At 63.4% G+C, this 26,379-nt stretch carries 24 protein-coding genes; 9 read left to right on the plus strand and 15 right to left on the minus strand.

The genetic code is table 11. The features are described 5' to 3' along the window. The first annotated feature begins 12 nt into the window (after positions 1-12). The gene (locus HU767_RS19055) at positions 13-645 is read left to right on the plus strand and encodes a 2OG-Fe(II) oxygenase (protein WP_186730222.1); all 633 of its coding nucleotides are present in this window, start codon (positions 13-15) and stop codon (positions 643-645) included. Positions 646-647: 2 nt separating this feature from the next. Then, positions 648-1,139: a DUF523 domain-containing protein gene (locus HU767_RS19060; protein ID WP_186730223.1), complete on the plus strand. Its 492-nt coding sequence runs from the start codon at positions 648-650 to the stop codon at positions 1,137-1,139. A 197-nt stretch (positions 1,140-1,336) separates the two neighbouring features. Here HU767_RS19060 and HU767_RS19065 read toward each other — a convergent pair whose 3' ends face one another. Together HU767_RS19065 and HU767_RS19070 are read right to left on the minus strand one after the other, a co-directional pair. Further along, the gene (locus HU767_RS19065; protein WP_186730224.1) at positions 1,337-2,710 is read right to left on the minus strand and encodes a GTPase/DUF3482 domain-containing protein; all 1,374 of its coding nucleotides are present in this window, start codon (positions 2,708-2,710) and stop codon (positions 1,337-1,339) included. Beyond that, on the minus strand, positions 2,703-4,070 hold the full coding sequence (locus HU767_RS19070) for a DUF2868 domain-containing protein (RefSeq protein WP_186730225.1): 1,368 nt from the start codon (positions 4,068-4,070) through the stop codon (positions 2,703-2,705). Before HU767_RS19070 ends, HU767_RS19065 begins: the two co-directional genes overlap by 8 nt. Before the next feature lie 86 nt (positions 4,071-4,156). Between HU767_RS19070 and HU767_RS19075 the strand changes: the two genes are divergently transcribed. Next, positions 4,157-4,669: a dihydrofolate reductase gene (locus HU767_RS19075; protein ID WP_186730226.1), complete on the plus strand. Its 513-nt coding sequence runs from the start codon at positions 4,157-4,159 to the stop codon at positions 4,667-4,669. Between the two features lie 114 nt (positions 4,670-4,783). Here HU767_RS19075 and HU767_RS19080 read toward each other — a convergent pair whose 3' ends face one another. After that, positions 4,784-6,175 carry an L-cystine transporter gene (locus tag HU767_RS19080; RefSeq protein ID WP_186730227.1) on the minus strand — a complete coding sequence of 464 codons (1,392 nt, stop codon included), beginning with the start codon at positions 6,173-6,175 and terminating at the stop codon, positions 4,784-4,786. 242 nt (positions 6,176-6,417) lie between these two features. On the opposite strand from HU767_RS19080, the gene HU767_RS19085 reads away from it, so the two are divergent. Beyond that, complete coding sequence (locus HU767_RS19085; RefSeq protein ID WP_186730228.1) at positions 6,418-7,473, plus strand: haloacid dehalogenase-like hydrolase; 1,056 nt, start codon at positions 6,418-6,420, stop codon at positions 7,471-7,473. 235 nt (positions 7,474-7,708) lie between these two features. Here the strand turns inward: HU767_RS19085 and ilvD are convergent, their stop codons facing one another. From ilvD to HU767_RS19100, 3 genes are all read right to left on the minus strand, one after another. Continuing rightward, positions 7,709-9,550: a dihydroxy-acid dehydratase gene (gene ilvD / locus HU767_RS19090; protein ID WP_186707549.1), complete on the minus strand. Its 1,842-nt coding sequence runs from the start codon at positions 9,548-9,550 to the stop codon at positions 7,709-7,711. A gap of 266 nt (positions 9,551-9,816) precedes the next feature. Then, positions 9,817-11,022: an MFS transporter gene (locus HU767_RS19095; RefSeq protein WP_186730229.1), complete on the minus strand. Its 1,206-nt coding sequence runs from the start codon at positions 11,020-11,022 to the stop codon at positions 9,817-9,819. Positions 11,023-11,233: 211 nt separating this feature from the next. Beyond that, positions 11,234-12,430 carry a class I SAM-dependent rRNA methyltransferase gene (locus HU767_RS19100; RefSeq protein WP_003206543.1) on the minus strand — a complete coding sequence of 399 codons (1,197 nt, stop codon included), beginning with the start codon at positions 12,428-12,430 and terminating at the stop codon, positions 11,234-11,236. 401 nt (positions 12,431-12,831) lie between these two features. On the opposite strand from HU767_RS19100, the gene HU767_RS19105 reads away from it, so the two are divergent. From HU767_RS19105 to HU767_RS19115, 3 genes are read left to right on the plus strand one after another with little or no spacing between them, the layout of a single operon-like run. After that, entirely contained in the window at positions 12,832-13,647 is an 816-nt protein-coding gene (locus HU767_RS19105; RefSeq protein WP_186730240.1) for an HDOD domain-containing protein, read from the plus strand. Between the two features lie 30 nt (positions 13,648-13,677). Continuing rightward, positions 13,678-14,490 carry a bifunctional DNA-formamidopyrimidine glycosylase/DNA-(apurinic or apyrimidinic site) lyase gene (mutM, locus tag HU767_RS19110; RefSeq protein ID WP_186707547.1) on the plus strand — a complete coding sequence of 271 codons (813 nt, stop codon included), beginning with the start codon at positions 13,678-13,680 and terminating at the stop codon, positions 14,488-14,490. Positions 14,491-14,543: 53 nt separating this feature from the next. After that, positions 14,544-14,864, plus strand: a complete 321-nt coding sequence (locus tag HU767_RS19115; protein ID WP_186707546.1) for a multidrug transporter — start codon at positions 14,544-14,546, stop codon at positions 14,862-14,864. A 163-nt stretch (positions 14,865-15,027) separates the two neighbouring features. Here HU767_RS19115 and HU767_RS19120 read toward each other — a convergent pair whose 3' ends face one another. From HU767_RS19120 to HU767_RS19140, 5 genes are all read right to left on the minus strand, one after another. Next, complete coding sequence (locus HU767_RS19120) at positions 15,028-15,279, minus strand: YfhL family 4Fe-4S dicluster ferredoxin (protein ID WP_003195146.1); 252 nt, start codon at positions 15,277-15,279, stop codon at positions 15,028-15,030. Between the two features lie 133 nt (positions 15,280-15,412). Then, positions 15,413-15,892: a pantetheine-phosphate adenylyltransferase gene (coaD, locus tag HU767_RS19125; protein ID WP_003177462.1), complete on the minus strand. Its 480-nt coding sequence runs from the start codon at positions 15,890-15,892 to the stop codon at positions 15,413-15,415. Positions 15,893-16,131: 239 nt separating this feature from the next. Next, entirely contained in the window at positions 16,132-17,727 is a 1,596-nt protein-coding gene (locus tag HU767_RS19130) for a GMC family oxidoreductase (protein WP_186730230.1), read from the minus strand. A gap of 148 nt (positions 17,728-17,875) precedes the next feature. Further along, positions 17,876-18,421: a twin-arginine translocation pathway signal protein gene (locus HU767_RS19135; RefSeq protein ID WP_186730231.1), complete on the minus strand. Its 546-nt coding sequence runs from the start codon at positions 18,419-18,421 to the stop codon at positions 17,876-17,878. Between the two features lie 27 nt (positions 18,422-18,448). Continuing rightward, complete coding sequence (locus HU767_RS19140) at positions 18,449-19,879, minus strand: coniferyl aldehyde dehydrogenase (RefSeq protein WP_186730232.1); 1,431 nt, start codon at positions 19,877-19,879, stop codon at positions 18,449-18,451. 149 nt (positions 19,880-20,028) lie between these two features. Here HU767_RS19140 and HU767_RS19145 point away from each other — a divergent pair, with 149 nt between their 5' ends. Both HU767_RS19145 and HU767_RS19150 read left to right on the plus strand, forming a co-directional pair. Continuing rightward, positions 20,029-20,700, plus strand: a complete 672-nt coding sequence (locus HU767_RS19145) for a TetR/AcrR family transcriptional regulator (protein WP_060740184.1) — start codon at positions 20,029-20,031, stop codon at positions 20,698-20,700. 34 nt (positions 20,701-20,734) lie between these two features. After that, on the plus strand, positions 20,735-21,589 hold the full coding sequence (locus HU767_RS19150; RefSeq protein ID WP_186730233.1) for a sulfurtransferase: 855 nt from the start codon (positions 20,735-20,737) through the stop codon (positions 21,587-21,589). A 188-nt stretch (positions 21,590-21,777) separates the two neighbouring features. On the opposite strand, the gene HU767_RS19155 is transcribed toward HU767_RS19150, so the two are convergent. Genes HU767_RS19155 through HU767_RS19170 form a run of 4 tightly spaced genes read right to left on the minus strand, consistent with a single transcriptional unit; the run spans position 21,778 to position 26,257 of the window. After that, positions 21,778-22,776 carry a hydrolase gene (locus tag HU767_RS19155; protein WP_186730234.1) on the minus strand — a complete coding sequence of 333 codons (999 nt, stop codon included), beginning with the start codon at positions 22,774-22,776 and terminating at the stop codon, positions 21,778-21,780. A gap of 31 nt (positions 22,777-22,807) precedes the next feature. Then, entirely contained in the window at positions 22,808-23,419 is a 612-nt protein-coding gene (gene rsmD / locus HU767_RS19160) for a 16S rRNA (guanine(966)-N(2))-methyltransferase RsmD (protein ID WP_122567412.1), read from the minus strand. Then, positions 23,419-24,909, minus strand: coding sequence for a pitrilysin family protein (locus HU767_RS19165; protein WP_186730235.1), 1,491 nt, complete (start codon positions 24,907-24,909; stop codon positions 23,419-23,421). Before HU767_RS19165 ends, rsmD begins: the two co-directional genes overlap by 1 nt. Beyond that, complete coding sequence (locus HU767_RS19170; protein WP_186730236.1) at positions 24,902-26,257, minus strand: pitrilysin family protein; 1,356 nt, start codon at positions 26,255-26,257, stop codon at positions 24,902-24,904. Before HU767_RS19170 ends, HU767_RS19165 begins: the two co-directional genes overlap by 8 nt. Positions 26,258-26,379: the final 122 nt, after the last annotated feature.

Genomic DNA, 26,379 nt, shown 5'->3' on the forward strand with positions numbered 1-26,379 from the left:
CGCCGGCATACTATGCGCGCCATGCAAATACCTTCTGATCACCCGCTGCTGTTACGTATCGTCGACGACCTGGCCGAGCGCGGCTGGTCGCAGCAGAACCTCTTCCTGCCGGACGCGCTGACCCGTGCCCTGGCGGCCGAATGCCGCCAGCGTGCCGCCGAGGGTGAGCTGGCCCCGGCGGCGGTCGGACGCGGGCCGTTCTCGGAGATTCGCGAAGGGATCCGGGGTGATCGCATTCAGTGGATCGAGCCCGGCCAGGCGCAAGCCTGCGATCAATACCTGACATTGATGGACAGCCTGCGCGAGGCGATGAATCGCGGGCTGTTCTTGGGTCTGGAAGACTTCGAAAGTCATTTTGCCCTGTATCCACCCGGCGCGTTCTACCTCAAGCATGTCGACCGCTTTCGCGACGACGACCGGCGGATGGTGTCGGCGGTGCTTTATCTCAACGACGATTGGTTGCCGGAACACGGCGGCCAGTTGCGCATGTACCTGGAGGACGGCGTGGAGCGTGACGTGGTGCCCGTCGGCGGTTGCCTGGTGGTGTTCCTGTCGGGGGACATCCCTCACGAAGTGCTGCCGGCCACCCGGGATCGCCTGTCCTTGACCGGTTGGTTCCGCCGTCGCGGCAACGAGTTGTTCTGAATATGGAAAAGATCCTGGTCAGCCGCTGCCTCCTTGGCCATCGCGTGCGCTACGACGGCGGTGCCAGCGGCCCGTTCGATCAACTCCAGCAATGGCTCGACCAAGGCCGGGTCGTACCGCTGTGCCCGGAAGTCGCTGGCGGCTTGCCCACCCCGCGTGCGGCGGCGGAGATTCCAGGGGGGCAGGGCGGGCAAGTGCTTGACGGTCAGGCCGCGGTGATCACCACTGACGGCGAAGAGGTGAGCGCGCAATTTCTGTCAGGCGCGTATCAAGCGCTGGAGCAGGTGCGAGTACACGGCATCCGCATCGCGGTGCTCAAGGCCAACAGCCCGTCGTGCGGCAACCTGCTGACCTATGACGGGACGTTCAGCGGTGTGAAGGTCAGCGGCGAAGGGGTGACGGCGGCGTTGCTCAAGCGCCATGGCGTACAAGTGTTCAGTGAGCTGGAACTGCCTGAAGCGTCGGCGGCCCTGAAGGCCTTGAGCCACGAATAACTTCTGGCTGACCGCTTTTGTGGCGAGGGAGCTTGCTCCCGCTGGGCCGCGAAGCGGTCCTGAAACCTGACACCCCGGTGTGTCAGGCCAACCGCGTTCCGGCATTTTGGGGCCGCTTCGCAGCCCAGCGGGAGCAAGCTCCCTCGCCACAGGTTTTGTGTACTGCCAAAGGGTACTTGGCCAGAACCTTGTGTCGCTCAGAGCTGCTCGGCCAACTGCTCGATCTGCTCCTGCCGCTCCGCCTGGCTCAGCCGCGGCTGGGGGTTGAGCGATGACCATTGCGGATGCGCCCGCGCCTTGTTCAGGGCTTCGGGCAGCTTGCCCTCGCGCCAAGTCTTGTCCTGGGGCGTGGCGATGCGGATGCTGTCCAGCGCCGCGTGGCCGCGCAGGTTGAGGGCTTGCAGCAACTGTCCTTGGCGCAGGGCCAGCAGGCGCAGCACGCTGTCGTCGACCGTCAGTTCCCGCTGCCCCTTGAGTTTGCCCATCAGCCGGTTGCCGTAGCTGCGGGCGGTTTGCAGGGTGCCGCCGACAATCGCCCCGGCCAGGGCGGCGGCGCCGAGGGTCAGGCCACCTACCAGCAAGTCCACCCCGGCACCGGCCGCCGCGCCCGCCGCGATCCCGCCGCCGACGCGTACACCCAATTGCTTGAGGGTTTCGGGGTTGAACAGGTCATCGCCCCAGCGCCCGTCGAGCAGCGGCAGGTCGCCGGCGGCGGCGTCCTGGGGGCGGAACGCGTAGAGCTGGAGCAGGGCTTCGACACAACGCTGTTCGCGTTGACGTACCGCGTTGCGCAATTCGCCAATGGCCTGGCGTTCCAGTTCGGTATCGCTGGCGACGCTGCGTCGGCAGGCGGCGCAGTCGATCAGCAGTTCGGCGATCAAGCGCGCCGCGCTCTGCTGGCGGGCCAGGCGTTGGGCCTGCTGGTCGGCGACCAGTCGCTCCAGTTGCCCACGGGCGCCTTCCAGCAACAACGCGAGGCTTTCATACAGGCGTCGCTCGCCGTCCTCGGGCGGGGCGACGCTGTCAAAGCGCACCAGGGCGTGCAACCCCAATCGCGCCAGGGCTTCGCGCCAGTCGGGTTCACGATGCTGGGCGCTGCTGACGAAATTCAACACCGGCAGCAGCGGTTTGCCACAACTGGCGAGGGCTTCCAATTCATCGCGGTACTTGGCCAGCACCGGTTCCCGGGCATCGATCACATACAAACCGGCGTCGCTGGCGAGCAATTGCCGCAGCACCTTGGCTTCCTGTTCGAAGCGTTGTCGCGCCTCGCTACCCTCGAGGAAACGAGCCAGGCGCGCCGGGCCGTCGAGGCGTTCGCCAGGACGCTCCAGGCGCTCGAGGTAATCGAGCAGGGCGATGGCGTCTTCCAGGCCCGGCGTGTCGTACAGCTCCAGCAACGCTTCACCGTCCACCGACAGGCGCGCACCCTCGACATGCCGGGTGGTGCTTGGGCGGTGGGACACCTCGCCGAAGCCGACGTCGCGGGTCAAGGTCCGCAGCAACGAGGTCTTGCCCACGTTGGTGTGGCCGACCACGGCCAGTTTCAGCGGCTTCACGGGGTCAGTCATGGCCGCTCTCCAGCCAGTTCAAGGGCATGCAATCGGCGAACGGCAACTGCAACTGTTGCAACGCGCTGTGCCAGTCCCCCAGGCGCTCGGCGTCCAGCGCTTCGCCGGGCGGCGCCTGCAACAGCCAGACGCGGGTGACGCTGGCGCTGCGGGCCAACTCGGCGATCAGCGCCAGGCTGCCACGGTCCGGCGAGCGACGTGGGTCGCAGGCAATCGCCAGGCGTGCCGGTGGAAAACGCGACAGCTGTTCGAGGAGTTTGTGGCGTGACTCGCGGCTGTCGAGGATGCCGGCGCTCTTCACGGTTTCGGGCAGCTTGGGCGGCCAGGGCCGATCGTCCAGTTCGATCGCCACCAACAGCGCGCCGTCGCTGTCCATCGCACTGACGGCACTTTCGACTCGATGCAAGTGCGCGGGAGCGGCGTCGTTGACGCCCAGGCGTTCGCTGCTGGGCATTAGGCGCTCACGTAGCTGTGCGTAGCCCGGCAGGTTCAAATCCAGGCGCAGCGTGGCGCGACCGCGTCGCCAGCGCCACAGGCACAGCAACGCCAGGCCCAGGCGCGGCAGCAGGCCATAGACCAGCAGCACGCCGACCAGCCAGGCGGCCCAGGCCTGGCGGGCACTTTCGATGTCCAGCGCGGCGTCGCCACTGGCGCGGATCATGTCCTCGGTCGGCACGCTGAAGCCCAGCAGTGCCGGCAGCGTGCCGAGGGCCTGGGTCATGGCGACGAAGGTTTCGCTGCCCAGCAGGGTGGTTTCCCAGACGAAGCCATAGCGCCGGGTCGCCATCAGCAGCAGGACGATGACCAGCGCGCTGAGCATCGCCAGCAGCCACAGGCCATTGACCAACACACCGAGGGCCCAGCGACTGAGTTTGTGCCGTTGCAGCAACAGCAGCAGGGCCGGCGCCAGTTGGGCGGCCTTGGCGTCGCGGGCGAGTTTTTCGCTGAGCCACAGCCACAGGCGTCCCAGTGCGGCACCTTGCTCACCGGCGAAGACCAGGCCCAGGACCCAACCGATGAGCAGCACCAGATTCAACCCCAACAGGCTGCCCAAGGCCCAGAACACATTGACCGGTGCCTGGCCGTCACCGAGGGCGGCCAACCCGAGGCCGGCGCCGCTGAGGACGGCGAGCAGCGCCAAGGCAATCAGCGCCAGGCGCGCCCCTTGCAGCCAATGGCGCAGGGCTTGCGTGAGGCCATCGCGCTCGGCCAGCCAACGGGCGCGCTGATGGATGCGGGCGGATAGATCGCCGCCTGACGCACGGGCCAGGCGATTGGCTTCCTGGTCTTGGAGCGGGCCGGCGTGCTCTTCACGCAGGCGGATCGTCTCGGTCAACCAGAGGTTCTGCAGTACTGTCACGGGGGCTTCCGTTGCTCGAATGAGGGTTGAGCATAACCGCTGTGATGCCTGTCGGGGTACGCCGGGCCTCTGGTATCCTCGCGGCCATGAACAAAACTCTCCCCCTAAGCCTGATCGCAGCCCTCGGTGAAAACCGTGTGATCGGCGTCGACAACAGCATGCCCTGGCACCTGCCGGGGGATTTCAAATACTTCAAGGCCACCACCTTGGGCAAGCCGATCATCATGGGGCGCAAGACCTGGGACTCCCTCGGTCGACCGCTGCCGGGGCGGCTGAACATCGTCGTCAGTCGCCAGCCGGGTCTGGTGCTGGAAGGTGCCGAGGTGTTTTCCACCTTGGAAGCCGCCGTGGCGCGGGCCGAGGCCTGGGCGCTGGAGCAGGGTATCGACGAATTGATGTTGATCGGCGGCGCCCAGCTCTATGCCCAGGCCCTGGAACAGGCGGATCGACTGTACCTGACCCGCGTGGCGCTGAGCCCTGAGGGAGATGCGTGGTTTCCTGAGTTCGATCCGAGCCAGTGGAAACGGGTCTCGAACCAGCCGAACCCGGCTGAAGGCGACAAGCCGGCCTATAGCTTTGAGGTGTGGGAAAAGCTTTAAAGCAAAAGCTTCGCGAGCAAGCCCGCTCCCACAGTCGACCGATTTTTCCTGGCACAACTCGGTTAACTGTGGGAGCGGGCTTGCTCGCGAAGGCGATTGATCAGGCGCCACCCATCAAGCGTGCACCAACTCCCCATGCTCCTGGGCATCAAGCAACGCCTTGTCCGTCTGCTGCATCACCTGGCTGGTAATCGCCCCGGCGGTGATCGAGCCGCTGACGTTCAACGCCGTACGCCCCATGTCGATCAGCGGTTCGACGGAAATCAGCAAAGCCACCAGCGACACCGGCAAGCCCATGGCCGGCAGCACGATCAGCGCGGCGAACGTCGCGCCGCCTCCGACCCCGGCCACCCCGGCCGAACTCAACGTCACGATCGCCACCAGTGTTGCGATCCACACCGGGTCCAGCGGGTTGATGCCCACGGTCGGTGCGACCATCACCGCCAGCATGGCCGGGTAAAGGCCGGCACAACCGTTCTGGCCGATGGTGGCGCCGAACGAGGCGCTGAAGCTGGCAATCGCCCGGGGAATGCCGAGGCGGCTGGTCTGGGCTTCGATGCTCAACGGGATGGTGGCCGCGCTGGAGCGGCTGGTGAAAGCGAAGGTCAACACTGGCCAGATCTTGCGGAAGAAGCGCAATGGGTTGATGCCTGCAGCGGACACCAGTAGGCCATGAACCACGAACATCAGGCCCAGCCCGAGGTACGAAACCACGACAAAGCTGCCGAGCTTGATGATGTCCTGCAGGTTGGAACCGGCCACCACCTTGGTCATCAACGCCAACACACCGTATGGCGTCAGCTTCATCACCAGGCGCACCAGGCGCGTCACCCAGCTTTGCAGGGTGTCGATCGCGTTGATCACTTTCTGGCCTTTCTCCACGTCATCCTTGAGCAACTGCAACGCCGCGACACCGAGGAACGCGGCGAAGATCACCACGCTGATGATCGACGTCGGCTTGGCTCGCGCCAGGTCGGCAAAAGGGTTCTGCGGAATGAACGAAAGCAGCAGTTGCGGGATGTTCAGGTCGGCGACCTTGCCGGCGTAGTCGCTCTGGATCACTTGCAGGCGCGCCAGCTCCTGGGTGCCGGCCACCAGGCCTTCGGCGGTGAGGCCGAACAGGTTGGTCAGGCCAATGCCGATCAGCGCGGCGATGGCGGTGGTGAACAGCAGCGTGCCAATGGTCAGGAAGCTGATCTTGCCCAGGGACGAGGCGTTATGCAGGCGGGCCACGGCGCTGAGGATCGAGGCGAAGACCAGTGGGATCACGATCATCTGCAGCAACTGCACGTAGCCGTTGCCCACCAGGTCGAACCAGCCGATCGAGGCCTTGAGCACCGGATTGCCGGTGCCATAAATCGTGTGCAGGGCGATACCGAACACCACGCCCAATACCAGCGCCAGCAGCACTTTCTTGGCCAGGCTCCAGGTGCGGTGACGGGTTTGCGCCAGGCCGAACAGCAAGGCGAGGAACACCAGCAAGTTGAGGATCAGCGGCAGATTCATCAAAAGAGACTCCGATAAGACGTGCCAGTCGCCCGAGGCCGCGACTGTGAGCCGGGAAGCCTAACAGCCTGATATCTAATGAATTAATACTAAAAAGGCATGTTGATTGTCGTTTATGGAATAAGGACTTGGCGTTTGCGGGTACGTCGCTGGCGTGATCAGGACGCAAGCGGTCGCGGCTGGGCGAGGACTGTCACACGCATTTGTTAGCGTCGAGTTCTTTGAACCCGGGAGAAATGCCGATGAAACTCGCACCTCGTTTTCTCGCTGTCGCCTTGAGTCTTGGCCTCGTCGGCCAGGCACTTGCCACCGAACTCAAGCACTGGCCAGCGGAGCAGGCCAAGGCCTTGGACGCGATGATCGCCGCCAACGCCAACAAGGGTAACTACGCGGTGTTCGACATGGACAACACCAGTTACCGCTACGACCTTGAGGAATCGTTGCTGCCGTTCATGGAGAACAAGGGCCTCATCACCCGGGAAACCCTCGACCCGTCCTTGAAGTTGATGCCGTTCAAGGACACGGCCGACCATAAGGAAAGCCTGTTCAGCTATTACTACCGTTTGTGCGAAGTGGACGACATGGTCTGTTACCCGTGGGTGGCCCAGGTGTTCTCGGGCTTCACGCTCAAGGAGCTCAAGGGCTACGTCGATGAGCTGATGGCGTCCGGCAAGCCGGTGCCGACCACTTATTACGATGGCGACAAGGTGGTCCAGTACAACGTCAATCCACCGAAGATCTTCACCGGCCAGGCCGAGCTGTACAACAAACTGATGGAAAACGGCATCGAGGTCTATGTCATGACCGCCGCTTCCGAAGAACTGGTGCGCATGGTCGCCGCGGACCCGAAATACGGCTACAACCTCAAGCCGCAGAACGTGATCGGCGTGACCACGCTGCTCAAGGACCGCAAGACCGGCGAGCTGACCACCGCCCGCAAGCAGATCACCGCGGGCAAATATGACGAGAAAGCCAACCTTGGCCTGGAATACACGCCGTACCTGTGGACCCCGGCAACCTGGATGGCCGGCAAGCACGCGGCGATCCTGACGTACATCGACGAATGGAAAAAACCGGTGCTGGTGGCGGGTGACACACCGACCAGTGACGGCTACATGCTGTTCCACGACGTGGACGTGGCCAAGGGCGGGATTCACCTGTGGGTCAACCGCAAGGACAAGTACATGACCCAGATCAACGGCATGATGGCCAAGCACGCCGCGGCCCAAGCCAAGGAAGGACTGCCAGTGACGGCGGACAAGAACTGGGTGATCGTCAAGCCTGAAGACATCCAATAAACCCCCGTCCCACAGGGATACCAAGGAACCCTGTGGCGAGGGAGCTTGCTCCCGCTGGGCTGCGTAGCAGCCCTAAAGTCAGCCCACGCATTGAGGTGAGGGACGAATTTTTGGGGCCGCTTCGCGACCCAGCGGGAGCAAGCTCCCTCGCCACGAAAGATGACTTGGCTCAAAGGGTCGAACTGAAGCCCAAAAAAATGCCCCGCACTTGGCGGGGCTTTTTTATGGGCAGCGCTTACAGGCCGTCAAGCATCGCCTTGTTACGCACCGCGCCCTTGTCGGCGCTGGTGGCGAGCAGGGCGTAGGCCTTGAGGGCCGTAGTGACTTTGCGCGGACGCACTTCCACCGGTTTCCAGCCCTTGTTGTCCTGTTCGATGCGGCGCCCGGCCAGTTCTTCGTCGCTGATCAACAGGTTGATCGAGCGGTTCGGAATGTCGATCAGGACCTTGTCGCCATCGCGCACCAGGCCGATGGCGCCGCCCGCCGCCGCTTCCGGCGAAGCGTGGCCGATGGACAGGCCCGAGGTGCCGCCGGAGAAGCGGCCATCGGTCAGCAAGGCGCAGGCTTTGCCCAGGCCCTTGGATTTCAGGTAGGACGTCGGGTAGAGCATTTCCTGCATGCCCGGGCCGCCTTTCGGGCCTTCGTAGCGAATGATCACGATGTCGCCGGCCTTCACTTCGTCGGCGAGGATGCCGCGCACGGCGCTGTCCTGGCTTTCGAAAATCTTCGCGTTGCCTTCGAACACATGGATCGACTCGTCGACGCCGGCGGTTTTCACCACGCAGCCGTCCAGGGCGATGTTGCCGTACAGCACGGCCAGGCCGCCTTCCTGGGAGTAAGCGTGTTCGACGCTGCGGATGCAGCCGTTTTCACGGTCGTCGTCCAGGGTTTCCCAGCGGGTCGACTGGCTGAACGCGGTTTGCGTCGGGATGCCCGCCGGGCCGGCCTTGAAGAAGTGATGCACGGCCTCGTCGGTGGTCTGGGTGATGTCCCACTTGGCGATGGCCTCGGCCATGGTCTTGCTGTGCACGGTCGGCAGGTCGGTATGCAACAGGCCGCCACGGGCCAGGGAGCCGAGGATGCTGAAGATCCCGCCGGCACGGTGCACGTCTTCCATGTGGTACTTCTGGATGTTCGGCGCGACCTTGCACAGCTGCGGTACGTGACGGGACAGGCGGTCGATGTCGCGCAGGTCGAAATCGATCTCGGCTTCCTGGGCCGCGGCCAGCAAGTGCAGGATGGTGTTGGTGGAACCGCCCATGGCGATGTCCAGGGTCATGGCGTTTTCGAACGCCTTGAAGTTGGCGATGTTGCGCGGCAACACCGACTCGTCGTTCTCGCCGTAGTAGCGCTTGCACAGCTCGACGATGGTCCGGCCGGCCTGCAGGAACAACTGTTCGCGGTCGCTGTGGGTGGCCAGGGTCGAACCGTTGCCCGGCAGGGCCAGGCCCAGGGCTTCGGTCAGGCAGTTCATCGAGTTGGCGGTGAACATGCCGGAGCACGAACCGCAAGTCGGGCAAGCGCTGCGCTCATACTCGGCAACCTTCTCGTCAGAAGCGCTGGAGTCGGCGGCGATCACCATGGCGTCGACCAGGTCCAGGCCGTGGCTGGCGAGCTTGGTCTTGCCGGCTTCCATCGGACCGCCGGAGACGAAGATCACCGGGATGTTCAGGCGCAGGGCGGCCATAAGCATGCCGGGGGTGATCTTGTCGCAGTTGGAAATGCACACGATGGCGTCGGCGCAGTGGGCGTTGACCATGTATTCGACGGAGTCGGCGATGATCTCGCGGCTCGGCAGCGAATAAAGCATGCCGTCGTGGCCCATGGCGATGCCGTCGTCCACGGCGATGGTGTTGAATTCCTTGGCAACGCCGCCGACGCGTTCGATTTCCCGGGCAACCAGTTGGCCGAGGTCCTTGAGGTGCACGTGGCCCGGTACGAACTGGGTGAAGGAGTTGGCAATGGCGATGATCGGCTTCTTGAAGTCGTCATCCTTCATCCCCGTGGCGCGCCACAAGGCACGGGCGCCGGCCATGTTGCGGCCATGGGTGGATGTTTTCGAGCGGTAATCAGGCATGGAGCACTCCGGGCGGCTAATCAGGTACTTATCAGGTATCAATGGGAGTGAGCTTCTGTCGACGTCTGGAACACCCGGGTTTGGCCGTGTGTCCGGAAGTGGCCGATGACTTTGCAGGATCGCTGCGCGCCTCGGCATGAGCTCATAAACCCGCCGGGGATGAATGGCGATGAATGCCACGATTCTACACCGCTGGCGCCAGGATGAAATGACGCAAAGCGCTGATCGGACGCCAATGTCGTGCGCGGGATGACGACTGGCAGGGTTCAGCCGGCTAACAACACCCTATCGCGCAGCCGGACCAGGGCATTGAGTGCCAGCCCCAGCAGGCTGAGCAGGATCAGGCAGAGGGCCAGGGCCAGCTGTAAGTCCAGCGGGGTGAGGCTGATCGCGGCGCTGGTCAGCCCGCCGACGATGAAGATCAGCACGCTGCCGGCCGAAGCGGATGTGCCGGCCTGCCCGGGGAATCGATTCATGGCTTGGGTGTGGGCGGCCGCGCGGGCGATGGTCGTTCCGGTGGTGCAGACGATCATGGGCAGCAACAGCGTGGTGACTGACAAGCCCAGGTGATTGGCGAGCCCCAGCATCAGCAGGCCTGCGGCGAGGATCAGGCCCAGGCCCACGATGATCTGTGCTTGGGGATCGATTCGATGGCTCAGCACGGACGCTACCGCGCCCCCGCCGATATAGGCCAGCCCATAGCCCAGCAGCGCCAACGAAAAAGCTTCGGGGGAGAGGTGCAACTGGTCGATCAGGACCAGCGGTGAAATGACGATGAACGAAAAATGGCAGGAAAAAGCCAGCGCCGAGGTTAGCCAATAAGCCATGAAGCTGAAGTCGCCGCAGACCTTTCCATAGGCGGCGATGAAATCCAGGCGCTTGGGTGGGTTGCCTGCCGCAGGGTGTTGAAGTAAACGACTGGCAGTGATGAAAGCAGCGATGGCCAGGGCGATGAACACCAGGAAACTGCCACGCCAGCCCATCCAGCTTTGCAGCCCGGTGCCGGCCAGGGGCGAAACGGAAATGAAAATCCCGCCGCAGGTGACCAGGAAGATCCGCAGTCGCTGCTGTTCCTGGCCGGTGAACAGGTCTTGGATCAGCGCTTGGGACAACACAAAAAAACCACACCCCAAAGCCTGGACAATCCGGAACCCCAAAAAAGACCAATAACCGTCTGCAACCACGCAACCTGCTGCGCCAACGGCGGAAACGGTGATTCCGATCAACAGCAGGTTTTTGCGCCCCATGACGTCGGAAAGCGGACCGACGAGCAGTTGCGAAAGGGCGATACCCACCGCGAACAGGCTGACGGACAGGGCAATGTCCGACGATGGGCGTTCAAAATGCTCAGACAGGGCGGGGAACGAGGGCAGCACGACATCGATTGGAAAGACGCCGAGCAGCGTCAGCGTCAGCAACAAGCCGACGGTGGCCGGTTTACGGGCCGCCAGGCGGTTTTGCGGATCAGTCATGAGGCGCTCCAAGGCTTACCCGAGGGGAGCTTTCAATCCTAATGCGTCATGTCCGCCAGTCACGGGGAGATTGAGTAGGACGGTTCTGGTAATTGCGTGGGGGTTCTCCTACAAACTTATTCAGGCGCGAAAAAAATCGCAGCCAAGGCCGCGATCAGCATGCAATTCGAGTGTGCGGGGCGCAGCGCTACGGCACTGGCCCCGCCCTGCTTCAGCTGTTGGGTAGCAACCGGCAGGTGATGCTCTTGATGTAGCGGGTTTCGGCGATGGCCGGGTGTACCGGGTGGTCGGGCCCCTGGCCGCCGCGTTCGAGCAGTTGGATGTTGCGGTCCAGGTGACGGGCGCTGGTCAGCAGGATATTTTGCAGGTCGTCTTCGGGCAGGTGCATCGAGCACGATGCGCTGACCAGGATGCCGTCCTTGCTGAGCAGGCGCATGGCTTGCTCGTTGAGGCGGCGATAGGCGCCTTCGCCATTCTTCAGGTCTTTCTTGCGCTTGATGAAGGCCGGTGGGTCGGCGACGATCACGTCGAAACGCTCTTCGCTGGCCTTGAGTTCCTTCAGGGCTTCGAAGACGTCGCCTTCGATGCAGGTCAGTTTCTCGGCGAAGCCGTTCAGCGCGGCGTTGCGCTCGACACCGTCGAGGGCGAAGGCCGAGGCATCGACGCAGAACACCTCACTGGCGCCGAACGCCGCGGCTTGCACGCCCCATCCGCCGATGTAGCTGAACAGGTCCAGCACGCGCTTGCCCTTGGCGTACGGGGCCAGGCGTGCGCGGTTCATGCGGTGGTCGTAGAACCAGCCGGTTTTCTGGCCTTCCATGACTGGCGCTTCGAACTTCACGCCGTTCTCTTCCAGGGCGACCCATTCCGGCACCAGGCCGAACACGGTCTCGACGTAGCGGTTCAGGCCTTCGGCGTCACGGGCGGCGGAGTCGTTCTTGAACAGGATGCCGCTGGGCTTGAGCACTTGAGTCAGGGCGGCGATCACGTCGTCCTTGTGGGCTTCCATGGTGGCCGAGGCGATCTGCACCACCAGGATGTCGCCGAAGCGGTCGACCACCAGGCCTGGCAGCAGGTCGGAGTCGCCGTAGACCAGGCGATAGAACGGCTTGTCGAACAGCCGCTCGCGCAGGGACAACGCCACGTTGAGGCGATGCACCAGCAGGGATTTGTCCAGCGGCAGCTTCACGTCACGAGACAGCAGCCGGGCGCAGATCAGGTTGTTGGGGCTCATCGCAACGATGCCCAACGGCTTGCCGCCGGCGGCTTCGAGGATGGCCTGGTCGCCGGCCTTGAAGCCGTGCAGGGGCGTGGCGGCTACATCGATTTCGTTGCTGTAGACCCACAGGTGGCCGGCGCGCAGGCGACGGTCGGCGTTGGCTTTGAGGCGCAGGCTAGGCAGGGACATGACGTCGCTCCGGAAAAAAGAGCGGGAGTATACCGTGTTGCAACCCTGGCGGGGCTTGCGGTGGACATGTGGTGAGGGGGACACCTTCTCCCTTGGCCGTAGAAACTGTGTAGGAGCTGTGTAGGAGCTGTCGAGTGCAACGAGGCTGCGATCTTTTCCACTGCCCATTGAGTCGCGAGCGAAAGATCAAGATCAAAATCAAAAGATCGCAGGCTTCGCCAGCTCCTACAGAGCGCGGGCCTCACGCGCAAGCCGATACCTCAAGCAAAGTTCCGCCGATCTTCCTTGCGGTGTATCGGATCCATCTTTAAGGGTTAGAATCCCCGCCTGACCCAGAGTGTGTACTCATGTCCAAAGAGCTTACTGCCGAACAGATCCAACAGTCCTTGCAAGGCATCAGCGTGCCGCCCCAGCCGCAGATCATGGTGGATCTGCAGATGGAGCAGTACATGCCCGACCCGGACCTGGAGACCATCGCCAAACTGATTTCTCAGGACCCGGGCCTTTCCGGGGCCTTGCTCAAGATCGTCAACTCGCCGTATTACGGCCTGCGCAACAAGATCACTTCGATCCAGCGCGCGGTGAACCTGCTGGGCAGCCGTTCGATCATCAACCTGATCAATGCGCAGTCGATCAAGGGCGAGCTGCACGACGACGCCATCGTCACCCTGAACCGCTTTTGGGATACGGCCCAGGACGTGGCGATGACCTGCCTGACCCTGGCCAAGCGCGTCGGCCTGGAAAATGGTGACGAAGCCTATGCCCTGGGGCTGTTCCACGATTGTGGCGTGCCGTTGATGCTCAAGCAGTTTCCCAACTACATGAGCGTGCTGGAAGAGGCCTACGCCAGTGCCAGCGCCGAGTGCCGGGTGGTGGACACCGAGAACCGCGTGTTCAACACCAACCATGCGGTGGTCGGTTACTACACGTCCAAGTCCTGGCGCCTGCCGGATCACGTCAGCCAGGCCATTGCCAACCACCACAATGCCCTGGCGGTGTTCAGCGACGAGTCTTCACGCAACAACAGCCCGCTGAAAAACCTGCTGGCGATCCTGAAGATGTCCGAGAACATCTGTGCCTCCCACCGGGTGCTGGGCAACCAGGCCGAAGACCACGAGTGGGAGAGCGTCGGGGGCCTGGTGCTCGACTACATCGGTTTGTCGGAATACGACTTCCAGACCCAAAAACAGGAAATTCGCGACCTCGCCTCCCGTTGAGCGCGCGGCTTCGCCTGACGCGAGAACCCCATGCCAGAACTGCCGGAAGTCGAAACCACCCGTCGCGGCATCGCGCCCCATCTTGAAGGCCAGCGGGTCAGTCGCGTGGTGGTCCGTGACCGCCGCCTGCGCTGGCCGATCCCGGAAGATCTCGACGTGCGGCTCTCGGGCCAGCGCATCGTGCAAGTGGAGCGGCGGGCCAAATACCTGTTGATCAATGCCGAGGTCGGCACGTTGATCAGCCACCTGGGCATGTCCGGCAACTTGCGCCTGGTGGAGGTCGGCATGCCCGCCCTCAAGCATGAGCACGTGGACATCGAGCTGGAGTCGGGCCTGGCCTTGCGCTACACCGACCCTCGGCGTTTCGGCGCGATGCTCTGGAGCCTCGACCCGCTTAATCACGAGTTGTTGATTCGCCTCGGTCCCGAGCCGTTGACCGACCTGTTCGATGGCGAGCGGTTGTTCCAGCTTTCGCGAGGGCGCTCCATGGCCGTCAAGCCGTTCATCATGGACAACGCAGTGGTGGTGGGCGTGGGCAATATCTACGCGACCGAGGCGCTGTTCGCCGCCGGGATCGACCCGCGCCGGTCAGCCGGAGGCATTTCCCGGGCGCGTTACCTGAAGCTGGCGATCGAGATCAAGCGCATCCTCGCCCATGCCATCGAGCGCGGTGGCACCACGTTGCGGGACTTCATCGGTGGGGACGGCCAGCCGGGCTATTTCCAGCAGGAGCTGTTTGTCTATGGCCGGGGCGGGGAACTGTGCAAGGTCTGCGGCACGGGGCTGCGGGAAATCCGCCTGGGCCAGCGCGCCAGCGTCTGGTGCCCTCGCTGCCAGAGCTGATCGGTCCTACGGTCTATAGTCAGTATTAACTGATTTAGCCGAAGGATCGCCCGATGAAATTGCTTCGACCTGTCGCTTTAGCGCTGCTGCTGAGTGTTGGTTTGCCTGCCCAGGCCAACAGTGGCAGCGGCGACCCGCGCTACACCATCCAGAATCCGCCGGCTTTTGCCATGATCGGTGATCTGCTGATCGCCCGCCCACTGCTGCTCGCCGCCACGGTGATCGGGGCGGGGGCGTTCGTGGTGTCGTTGCCCTTTACCGCGCTGGGCGGTGGGGTCGGCGATGCGGGGAAGGCGCTGGTGGTGGACCCGGCGAAAGCCACGTTTGTGCGATGCCTGGGGTGTGTGGGGGAGGGGTTTGAGCGGCAGGAGTGAAGGTCGACAGTTATATCTGGGTGGTTGCTGAGGGCCTCTTCGCGAGCAAGCCCGCTCCCACAAGGGATGTGCTTATGACACAAATCATGTGAACACAGTCGATTTCTATGGGAGCGGGCTTGCTCGCGAAGACGTCGGTACAGACGCTAGAAAACCACCTGGCTCAAGCCTTGCCAGTGATCTTGCGATATTTCTCCATCAACTGCTCTTCCGTCTCCGGATGAGCCTCGTCCAGCGGAATGCAATCCACTGGGCAAACCTGCTGGCACTGGGGTTCGTCGTAATGGCCGACGCACTGGGTGCACAGGTTCGGGTCGATGACGTAGATTTCCTCACCTTGGGAAATGGCGGCGTTCGGGCACTCGGGTTCGCAGACGTCGCAATTGATGCAGTCGTCGGTGATGATCAGGGACATGCAGGCTCCTGCCGGGGCGTTGGGCCCGGGCATCTGAAAACGTATGGGCGCAATTGTGCCGCATTGGCGAGCGCAGTGCACGCGGGCGCGATGGACTGCGCTGTGCTGCGAGGCGGCTCGCAGCACCCGCCAGCTATTTCTTGAAGCGCAGGGTCAGTGCATCGGCCACGGCCGGGTGGACGAACTTGGTGATATCACCGCCCAACGCCGCAATTTCCCGTACCAGGGTCGAGGAAATGAACGAGTAGCGTTCCGACGGCGTCAGGAACAGGCTTTCGACGTCTGGTGCCAGCTGGCGGTTCATGTTGGCCAGTTGGAACTCATACTCGAAGTCCGAGACCGCGCGCAGGCCGCGCAGGAACACGTTGGCGTTCTTTTCCTTGGCAAAGTGGGCCAGAAGCGTCGAGAAGCCGACCACTTCCACGTTGGGCAGGTGCTTGGTGACCTCGCGGGCCAGCTCCACACGTTGTTCCAGCGGGAACAGCGGATTTTTCTTCGGGCTGGCGGCGACGGCAATGATCACATGGTCGAACAGGCGCGCGGCGCGTTCGACCAGATCGCCATGGCCCTTGGTAATAGGGTCGAAGGTACCTGGGTACAACACTCGGTTCATCGCGTCGTCCTGGCGGGAGTCCGTTGGGGAGTCGGATGGTATCGCAGCCTTCTCGGTCGGCCAAGTCGGCTGTTGCGTAAGAAAGCACTATAGACGCTGCGAATAACCCGGATATCCAGACGTTCGGTAAGCCTGTGGCGAGGGAGCTTGCTCCCGCTGGGCTGCGCAGCAGACCCATTTTGTGAGCGCTTCGCGCTCAAGCGGGAGCAAGCTCCCTCGCCACGGTTTCAATACAGGGTTCATGGGGTTTTCAGGCGTTCGGCCAAGGCCGTCGCCAGTTGTGCGGTCAGCCCGTACACCGACAACTGCGGGTTGGCGCCGATGCTGGTGGGGAACAGCGAGCCGTCATGGATCGACAGGTTGCCCAGTTGGTGGTGGCGGCCCAGGCTGTCGGCGACAGCGGTTTTCGGGTCTTCGCCCATGGCGCAGCCACCCATCACGTGGGCACTGCCCAGGCGCGTGCGATACAAGGCCAGGTCGAGTCCGTCGATCAGTGTGCGGGCTTCGGCCAGGGTCTTCACGTAGTGGGCATCGCTATGGGCGGGCATGACCGCCTTGGCGCCGCCGGCGAATTGTATTTCGGCCATGCTGTGGAAAGCCCGGCGCAGGCCATCCCAGGTATACGGCGAAACGGGGTAGTCGAGCACGGGCGTGCCGTCGCTGCGCAACTCGACGCTGCCGCCGGGACTGTCCGGGTGAAAACCATCGCGCAACAGCGCCAGCATGGCGTGGGTATGGGGCAGTTGGGCCATGTGCACGGCGTTCTCGGCGCCGAACCCGCCCAATAACGTGGTGGCGAGGGCCGGGTGCAGGGGCGGGACTTCGAGCTTGTAGGCCATCTTGCCGGTGGTCCCGTCCTGCCATTGGAAATGATCCGAATAAATCGATTGCGGCGCGCCGTAGAACGGATTGATGACCTCGTCGAATTGCCCGACGGACATGTTTACCAAGTGCAGGAAGGTGCGCTTGCCCACGCGTTCGTGCGGGTCTGGCGCCTCGGAGCGCAACAGCAGGCCCGGGCTGTTGATGCCACCACCCGCCAGCACGTAGTGCCGCGCCTTGACGGTGATGCGCCGCCCGGTCGGCGCCACGCAACGTTCGTCCATGGCTTGGCACTCGATGCCGACCACGGCGTCGTTCTTGATCGTCAGGCGCTCGGCCCGCGCCAGGTAAAGCAGCGCGCCACCCTTGTCCAGCGTGGCCGGGATGGTGGTGACCAGCATCGACTGCTTGGCGTTGGTCGGGCAGCCCATGCCGCAATAACCCAGGTTCCAGCAACCGCGGACGTTGCGCGGGATGACGTGCCAGGCGTAGCCCAGTTGTTCACAGCCTTTGCGGATCACGTCGTTGTTGGCGTTGGGCGGAACGAGCCACGGCGCCACGCCCAGGCGTTGTTCCATCTGCGCAAACCAGGGTGCCATGTCAGCGCGGCCGTGACCCTTGACGTTGTGCTCGGCGGCCCAATGGTCGAGGGTCTGGTCGGGCGTGCGGAAGCTGGAGGTCCAATTGATCAGCGTCGTGCCGCCGACGGCCCGGCCCTGGAGAATGATAATGGCGCCGTCCTTGCTCATGCGCCCGAGGCCTTCCTGGTACAGGCTGCTGTAGGCCTGGTCTTCGAGCAGCTTGAAGTCATGGCTGGTCTTGAGCGGCCCTTCCTCGATCAGCAACACACGGTAGCCGGCGGCACTGAGGATTTCCGCCGTGGTCCCGCCACCGGCACCGCTGCCGACGATGGCCACGTCCGCTTCCAGGGTAAGGTCCTGGGACAACTGCGCGCCGTTGTAGGTGGTCCAGCCACGGGCGAGGCCTTCGCGGAAGGGATCGGGTACGGGCATGTTCGGGGCTCTCTTATTGTTATGTGTCGACGATGAGGAACCCTGTGGGAGCGGGCTTGCTCGCGAAGGCGGCTGTACATTCAACATTTATGCAAGCTGACACACCGCCTTCGCGAGCAAGCCCGCTCCCACAGGATCTCACTGGCTTTCAAATCTTGGGCGGTCCTGGATACCCGCAACGCGCCCAGGACTCGGGGCGGCTGTACCAGGCCATCATCACCAGTTGCAGCAATGAACTGTGGCCTTGGCGCAGCAGGTCCAGAGAACTGTTTTCCCACCGGGCGAGGAATTGGCGGATGTCATCGGCGCTGGCGTTCTCCCACGTGCCCCAGACCCCGGTCAGTGGTCCACGGGTAATGCCAAGGGTGAGCACATCGAACAGCTGATGCGTGAGCTTGAGCATGGCGGGGGACAAGTGGGCCAGGCCGTTGTCCAGGCTTTTCAGGGTTTCGTCAGTGGCGGCAGGGATTCGTTCGGGGGTCACTGCGCCCTCCAGCATCACGGGGATGACGCTGCGTAGAAATGGCAGGTCGCTGTCGCGCAGGGCAATCAAGCCCGCGGCCGGTTGGCTTGGCGAGCAACCGCTCAGGCTGACGCCGAGCCCGACGGTGGCCAGGAAGGCGCTGGCGCCGAGGCTGAATTTCAGCAGGCCGCGCCGTGACAGCGCGGGGGCATCGATGAGGCTTGGGTTCATTATTGTTATTACCCGGCAAGAGACGCGTCAGCGGACAAACAGCTTCTGGATCAGTTTCTGCAACGGCTTGCCATAGGGTGGATAAATCAGCTTCGCCGCGTTGAACCGCTGTTTGGTCAGCACGCCCTTGGCCTTGCTGAAGGTCAGGAAACCCTCATGCCCGTGGTAGTGCCCCATTCCCGAGGGCCCGATGCCGCCGAATGGCATGTCATCCTGGGCGACATGCAGCAACGTGTCGTTCAGGCAGACGCCGCCGGAATGGGTTTCGTGGAGCACGCGATGCTGTTCGGCCTTGTTGTAGCCGAAGTAGTAGAGCGCCAGCGGGCGGGGTCGCTGATTGATGTAGGCAAACGCCTGGTCCAGATTGTCATAGGGCACGATGGGCAGCAGCGGGCCGAAGATCTCGTCCTGCATGACGGTCATCTCATCGTTGACGTTGAGCAGCAGGCTGTGGGCCATGCGGCGACCCTGGCCTTGCTCGAACAGCTCGATCAGCAACGCGCCTTTGCTGGTAGCGTCGCCGATGTAGCCGTTGAGCCGCGCCAGTTGTCGTTCGTTGATGACGGCGGTGTAGTCCGGGTTGTCCGCCAGGGTCGGATAAAACCCTCGAACCGCCTCGCGATAGGCCTCGACGAACTCGCCGACGCGGTTCTGCGGCACTAGCACATAGTCCGGGGCGACACAGGTTTGCCCGGCATTCAGGGTTTTGCCGAAGGCAATGCGTTCGGCGGCGTCCTTGATCGGTACATCGACCGACACGATGGCCGGCGATTTCCCACCCAGCTCAAGGGTGACCGGCGTCAGGTTTTCCGCAGCGGCGCGCATGACATGCTTGCCAATGCTGGTGGCGCCGGTGAACAACAGGTGATCGAAGGGCAACTTGGAAAACGCCATGCCCACGTCCGCCTCGCCCAGCACCACGCACACCAGGTCCTGGGGGAAGACCCGGGCCAGCAATTGCTTGAGCAGCAAGCCGGTCGCCGGTGTCGATTCGCTGAGCTTGAGCATCACCCGATTGCCCGCCGCCAGTGCCCCTACCAGCGGCCCGATGGCGAGGAACAGTGGGTAATTCCACGGGACGATGACCCCGACCACGCCCAACGGCTGATAGATCACTTTGGCGGACGCCGGTTGAAAGGCCATGCCCACCTTGCGCCGGGAGGGCTTCATCCAACCCTGGAGGTGACGGCTGGCGTAATGAATGCCATGCAGGCTCGGCATCAGCTCGGCCAGCAGTGTTTCGTCGGCGCTGCGGTGGCTGAAGTCCTGGCTGATGGCGTCGATCAAGGCTTGGCGTTCGTTGCTTAATACCTCCCGCAGTGCCTTGAGCCATTGGCGGCGCTGTACGGCCGGTGGCATCGGGTGGGCGGCGTAGGCCTGGCGCTGGGCATCGAAGCGCGACCGCAGCTCGTCCAGTTGTTGTTGAGACTCGTGCAGGTAGGCCACGTCGGCAGGCATCGTCAGGCACCAGATATTATTAGAGTGGGTGTTTTTTAGAGCTTATACTCTAAAAAGTCAATGACATCACTTAGCGGCTTTGGGTTTTTCCTGTGGCGGATAGGTCGTAAGATGCCGTTCAATGCTTTCGTCGAATTAAAGCCCAAACCATGGCCCCACGAATGAAAACCAGCGAGCGCATCGTGCAAAACAGCCTCGAGCTGTTCAACCAACAGGGTGAGCGTAGCGTCAGCACCAATCACATCGCCGCCCACATGGACATGTCCCCGGGCAATCTCTATTACCACTTCCCCAACAAGCAGGCGATCATCGCCGTGCTGTTCAGTGAGTACGAGAACCTGGTGGACAGTTTCCTGCGTCCGCCCCAGGGCCGGGCGGCCACAGTGGATGACAAACGCTTTTACCTGCAGGAACTGCTGGCGGCCATGTGGCGGTATCGCTTCCTGCACCGGGACCTGGAGCATCTGCTCGACAGCGATCCGGACCTTGCGGCCCGCTATCGGCGGTTTTCCCAGCGCTGCCTGATCCACGGCACCGCGATCTACGAGGGCTTCGTTGCCGCCGGTATCCTGAAGATGGACCGGGTGCAGATCGAATCCCTGACCCTCAACGCCTGGATCATCCTCACGTCCTGGGTGCGGTTCTTGTGCACCACGCGGGAAAATTTCAGCCACCTGAGCGAGCAGGCCATCAAGCGCGGCGTCTATCAGGTGCTGGTGCTGGAGGCCGGTTTCGTGACCGACCAGGCCCGCGAGGCGGTGGATGCACTGTTCAAGGAATATTACGTCCCGCTGGCCCAGACCCTGGAGGAAGGGCAGTAGGAATCGATCCCCGATTCAGTCACAGGAGCTCACCATGCCCATCGCGCAACTCATCAGCCCCCAAGCCCTCGAACAGCGGCGATCCCAGCCCGGGCTGGTGATCCTCGATTGCCGTTTCGCCCTGGAAGACCCGGATTACGGTCAGCGCAGTTATGCCGAGGGCCACATTGCCGGGGCGTCGTTCGCAGACCTTGAGCGCGACTTGAGTGGAGCGGTGACCCAGGGCGTGGCCGGGCGTCATCCGTTGCCCGAGCCCGAGGCGTTGATCGAGCGTCTCAAGACTTGGGGGCTGGATAACGACAGCGAGGTCGTGCTGTACGACGACGGTCCCGGCGCCTATGCCGCGCGGGCCTGGTGGTTGCTGGCCTGGCTGGGCAAGCGCGACGGCGTGTACATCCTCGACGGTGGGCTCAAGGCCTGGCATGCCGCCGGCTTGCCCCTGAGTCTTGATCCGCCGCAGAACGGTCGTGGGACCTTCAGCGGTGCGCCGGACGCGAGTTTGTTGATCGATGCGCAAGCCCTGCAACAACGCCTTGGCGAGCCGGCCATGACTTTGCTGGATGCCCGGGCCTTGCCGCGCTTCAAGGGCGAAGTCGAGCCAATCGACCCGATAGCCGGGCATATCCCGGGCGCCCAGTGCGCAGCGTTCACCGACAACCTGGGCGCCGATGGCCGCTTCCTGCCGGCCGAACAGCTCAAGCAACGCTTCGCCGAAAAACTGGGCGAGCGTTCGCCCACCGAACTGGTGGCGTACTGCGGCTCCGGCGTGACGGCGTGTCATAACCTGTTTGCCTTGTGCCTGGCAGGCTATCCGTTGGGACGGCTGTATGCCGGCTCGTGGAGTGAGTGGATCAATGATCCACAGCGGGGCGTGGCGAAGGGCGAATAACGAACACCCGGAATCAATATGGGTGAACACCAGACTGGTGAACATCCCAAAAACTGTGGGAGCGGGCTTGCTCGCGAAGACGGCGGTACATCCAACATTAATGCAATCTGACCCACCGCTTTCGCGAGCAAGCCCGCTCCCACAGGGATTCGTTTTGTCTGCAGATCCTTTTACTGCCCTTGCCACGCTCAGCGGTGGCCCAGGCTGGCCAGCCAATGGGGAATCCGCCGCTCCAGGTAATACCCGGGGCGGCGCAAGGTTCCGTCGACAAACCCCACATGCCCACCCCGGGCGTGCAATTCAATCCGGGTCGAGGCCGATAATTCGCCCGGTTCGGGCAGGCTGTGGGGGAAGACAAAAGGATCGTCGGCGGCCTGGATGACCAGGGTCGGCGTGCTGATAGCTGCCATGAAATAGCGGCTGGAGGCGCGGCGGTAGTAATCCGCTGCATCGGAGAACCCATGCAGCGGCGCCGTTACCCGGCCGTCAAAGTCCCAGAAGGTGCGCATGTTCTCCAGCGGACCCAGCGCCGCCAGGGTCGCCAGGCCTTCGTGACGTCCGTCGTGCAGAAACTGGCGTTGCTTGTTGCGCACATAGGCCACCAGTTGTCGCATGAAATGCGCCTGGTAGAGCTTGGAGAATCCCTGGCCAATGCGATCGGCGCACTGGTCGAGGCGAAACGGTACCGAGACCGCCACCGCCCCTTGCAACTGGCTGTCGCCGCCGGTTTCTCCCAGGTGCTTGAGCAGCACATTGCCGCCCAACGAATAGCCCACCGCAAACAGCGGCGCCAAGGGGCGTCGGGCGCGCAAGTGGGCGATGGCGGCGGCCAGGTCTTCGCTGACGCCCGAATGATAGCTGCGCGGCAGCAGGTTCGGCTCACCCGAGCAGCCGCGCCAGTTCAACGCCGCACTGGCCCAGCCCTGGCGACCGAGCGCCTGCTGCAACCCGGCCACGTAGGGCGAGTTGGAAGAGCCGGTCAGCCCGTGCAGCACCAGCACCAAGGGTGCCTCGGCGCTGTGGGGGCCATGCCAGTCGAGGTCGAGGAAATCGCCGTCTTCCAACCACAAGCGCTCGCGTTGGCGCGCGATGTGGGTGGTCGGGCGCCACAAGGGGCCCCACAAGGTTTGCAGGTGCGGATTGCCAAGGCCCGGAGCAGGGACGAAACGTTCAGGTGCGGCGGACATCATTATTATTCTCGATGTACGGGTCAGCCGTTCAGCCCATGTCCTTTGTCAAACGCTGCCACAACGCGTAATACACCCGTCCGGATTTCTGCTCGCGGTGCAAGCGCCAGTTGCCCGGCAAGCCCAGGGTGGACGGGGCGGTCTCGCTTTCAGTGTAGACCCAGGCATCCTCGGCCAGCCACTGGCGTTCTTCGAGCAAGGCGCAGACCGTCGGCAACAGGTTCTGGTTGAACGGCGGGTCGAGGAACACCAGGTCGAAAGGCGTTGCCGGTTGGCTGTCGAGGTAGCGCAGCGCATCGGCGGTTTGCACCTGGCCGACGGTGCAGCGCAGGGTGCCCAGGTGTTCCTTCAGGCTGGAGACCGCCAGATTGCTGGCGTCCAGCGCCTGGCCCATGGCGGCGCCGCGGGACAAGGCCTCGAGAAACAGCGCGCCGCTGCCGGCGAACGGGTCGAGTACCCGGGCACCCGCCACGTAGGGCGCGAGCCAGTTGAACAGGGTTTCCCGCACGCGGTCCGGGGTCGGGCGCAAGCCTGGGGCATCCGGGAAGCTAAGGCGCCGGCTGCGCCATTCGCCGCCGATGATGCGCAACTGGTTCACACCGTTGTGCACGGGTTTCTTGCTGGAATTGGATGGGCGGGCCATTAGTGCTCCGGAACCCCGAGCGGCTGCTCGGCAGGTTTGTCAGTGGGGGGCGGCAACGGCTTTTGCGGCACGCTCGGGCCGGCGGTGACGATAACCATCTTGTCGGTGCTCAGGTGTTTGTTCAGCGCGGCCTTGACCTGCTCGACGGTCAGTTCCTGGGACTGGCGCATGAAGTCCTCCAGGTAGCTCAGCGGCAAGTCGTAGAACCCCATGGCGCCGAGCTGGCCGACGATGTCGGCGTTGCTGGCGGTGGACAGCGGGAAGCTACCGGCCAACTCGCGCTTGGCGTCATCGAGTTCTTTTTGGGTCGGACCGGTCTTGAGGTAGTCGGCGAACACGTCCTGCACCAGTTTCAAGGTGCCTTCGCTCATCTCTGCACGGGTTTGCAAATTGATCATGAACGGGCCGCGGGCCTGCATCGCCGTGAAACCGGAGTACACGCCGTAGGTCAGGCCGCGCTTTTCGCGAACTTCAGTCATCAACCGCGTGCCGAAGCCACCGCCGCCGAGGATCTGGTTGCCCAAGGACACGGCGGCATAATCCGGATCGTCGCGGTCGATGCCCAGTTGCGCGAGCATCAGGTTGGTCTGCTTGGAGGGGAACTCGATGTGACCGATGCTCGCCTTCGGCTCCACCGGTGGCGGGGTTTTCGCCAGGGCCGGGCCTTTGGGCAGCGCGGTGGAAACCTGGTTGGCAATCGCTTCTGCTTCGGCGCGGGACAAGTCCCCCACCAGGGCTATCACGGCGTTGCCGGCGGCATAGGCCTTGGCGTGGAACGCTCGGGCCTGGGCCAGGGTGATCGGTGGAATGCTCTCGGCGGTGCCGTCGCTGGAGTGGGCATAAGGATGCTCGCCGTACAGGCGCTTCATCAGTTCCAGGCCCGCCAGTTTGCCGGGGTTCTGCTTCTGGTACTCGAAGCCGGCCAGCATCTGATTCTTGATACGGGCAAAGGAGTCGGCGGGGAGGGTCGGTTTACCGACGACTTCGGCGAACAGCTTCAAGGCCGGCTCACGTTTGTCGACCACACTGAGGCTGCGCAGGGACGCCACGGCCATGTCCCGGTAGGCACCGTTGCCGAAGTCCGCGCCGAGGCTTTCGAAGCCCTGGGCAATGGCGCTGACATCCTTGCCGGCCACGCCTTCGTTGAGCATGGCGTTGGTCAGCAGGGCGAGGCCAGGGGCGTCGCCGTCCTGGCTGCTGCCAGCGGCGAAGGTCAGGCGCAGGTCGAACATCGGCAATTCCCGGGCTTCGACGAACAACACCTTGGCGCCGTCGACGGTTTTCCAGGTTTGCACATCGAGCTGGCGCCGGCTGGGCGCCTTGTCGTTCAGTTCAGCCAAGGATTGCAGCTTGTTGCCGGACTTGGCCTTGTCCAAGGCCTGGCTGGCGTTGGAGTCGCTGGACGGCGTCAGGTAAAAGGCCAGGGCGCAGGCCAGGGCGATCGACACCAGGCCGATCGGCACCAGGCGCGATGATTTGCGCTCACTCATGAGCTTTCTCCTCGGGCAGGATGTGCGCAACGCTTAGACGCGAGCGGGTGAAATACAGCTGGGCTGCCTTCTGGATGTCTTGCGGGGTCACGCTTTGCAGTTCGGCGAGTTCGGTGTCCATCAGCTTCCAGGACAAACCGACGGTTTCCAGCTGGCCGATGGCGGTGGCCTGGCTGGTGATCGAATCGCGCTCGTAAACCAGCCCGGCGATGACCTGGGCGCGTACGCGTTCCAGTTCCTCGGCGGTCGGTGCGGTGGTTTTCAGCTGTTCGAGCAAGCGCCACAGACCGGCTTCGGCCTGGGCCAGGGTTTTGTTTTTCTGCGTGTTGGGCGTTGCCGACAAGGTGAACAGCGTGTCGCCACGGGTGTAGGCGTCGTAGCTCGACGAACCGCCGGACACCAATTCTTCACCGCGCTCCAGCTGGGTCGGGATCCGGCCGCTGTAGCCGCCGTCCAGCAAGGCCGAGATCAGCCGCAGGGCGTTGACCGACGCCTTGTCTGTCGCGGTGGCGATGCTCGGCACGTTGAAAGCCAGCATCACGCTGGGCAGTTGGGTCTGCACATGCAAAGTGATCTGGCGCTCGCCGGGTTCGGCCAGTTCCAGGGGGATTTTCGCGACCGGCACCGCGCGCCGGGCAATCGGGCCGAAATAACGCTGGGCCAGGGACTTGACCTCATCCGGCGTTACGTCGCCAACCACCACCAGGGTCGCGTTGTTCGGGGTGTACCAGGATTGGTACCAGTGACGCAGTTCTTCGACGGTCATCCGGTCCAGGTCGGCCATCCAGCCGATGGTCGGCGTGTGGTAGCCGCTGGCCGGGTAAGCCATGGCCTTGAAGCGCTCATAGGCCTTGGACATGGGCTTGTCGTCGGTGCGCATGCGCCGCTCTTCCTTGATCACCTCGATCTCGCGGCTGAATTCCTCCGGCGGCAGGCGCAGGCTGGCCATGCGGTCGGCTTCCAGTTCGAAGGCCACGCCCAGGCGGTCACGGGCCAGCACCTGGTAATAGGCGGTGAAGTCATCGCTGGTGAAGGCGTTCTCTTCGGCACCGAGGTCGCGCAGGATCAGCGACGCTTCGCCGGGGCCGACTTTTTCACTGCCTTTGAACATCATGTGCTCAAGGGCGTGGGACAAACCGGTCTGGCCTGGCGTTTCGTAGCTGGAACCCACCTTGTACCAGACCTGGGACACCACCACCGGCGCGCGATGGTCTTCGCGCACGACGACCTTCAGGCCGTTGTCGAGGGTGAATTCATGGGTGGGTTGTGGGTCGGCAGCCAAGGCTGAAAAGGGCAGACAAACTGTGCTGAGCAGCAGGCCTGCGGCGCGGCGGGCAAGAGCATTCATTCGTGTTTAAACCTGTTGGGTTGCCTGCTAGGTCTTAGCCTCAGCAGGCGAGGAGGTGCTAGGATACTGATCCGTTTTACTGGCGGCCACGCCTATCGGGCCTTTTATCGGCCCGGGGTTGT

Origin of the sequence: Pseudomonas sp. SWRI179 (assembly GCF_014268705.1) — a bacterium.
Classification (GTDB): Bacteria; Pseudomonadota; Gammaproteobacteria; order Pseudomonadales; family Pseudomonadaceae; genus Aquipseudomonas; species Aquipseudomonas zanjanensis.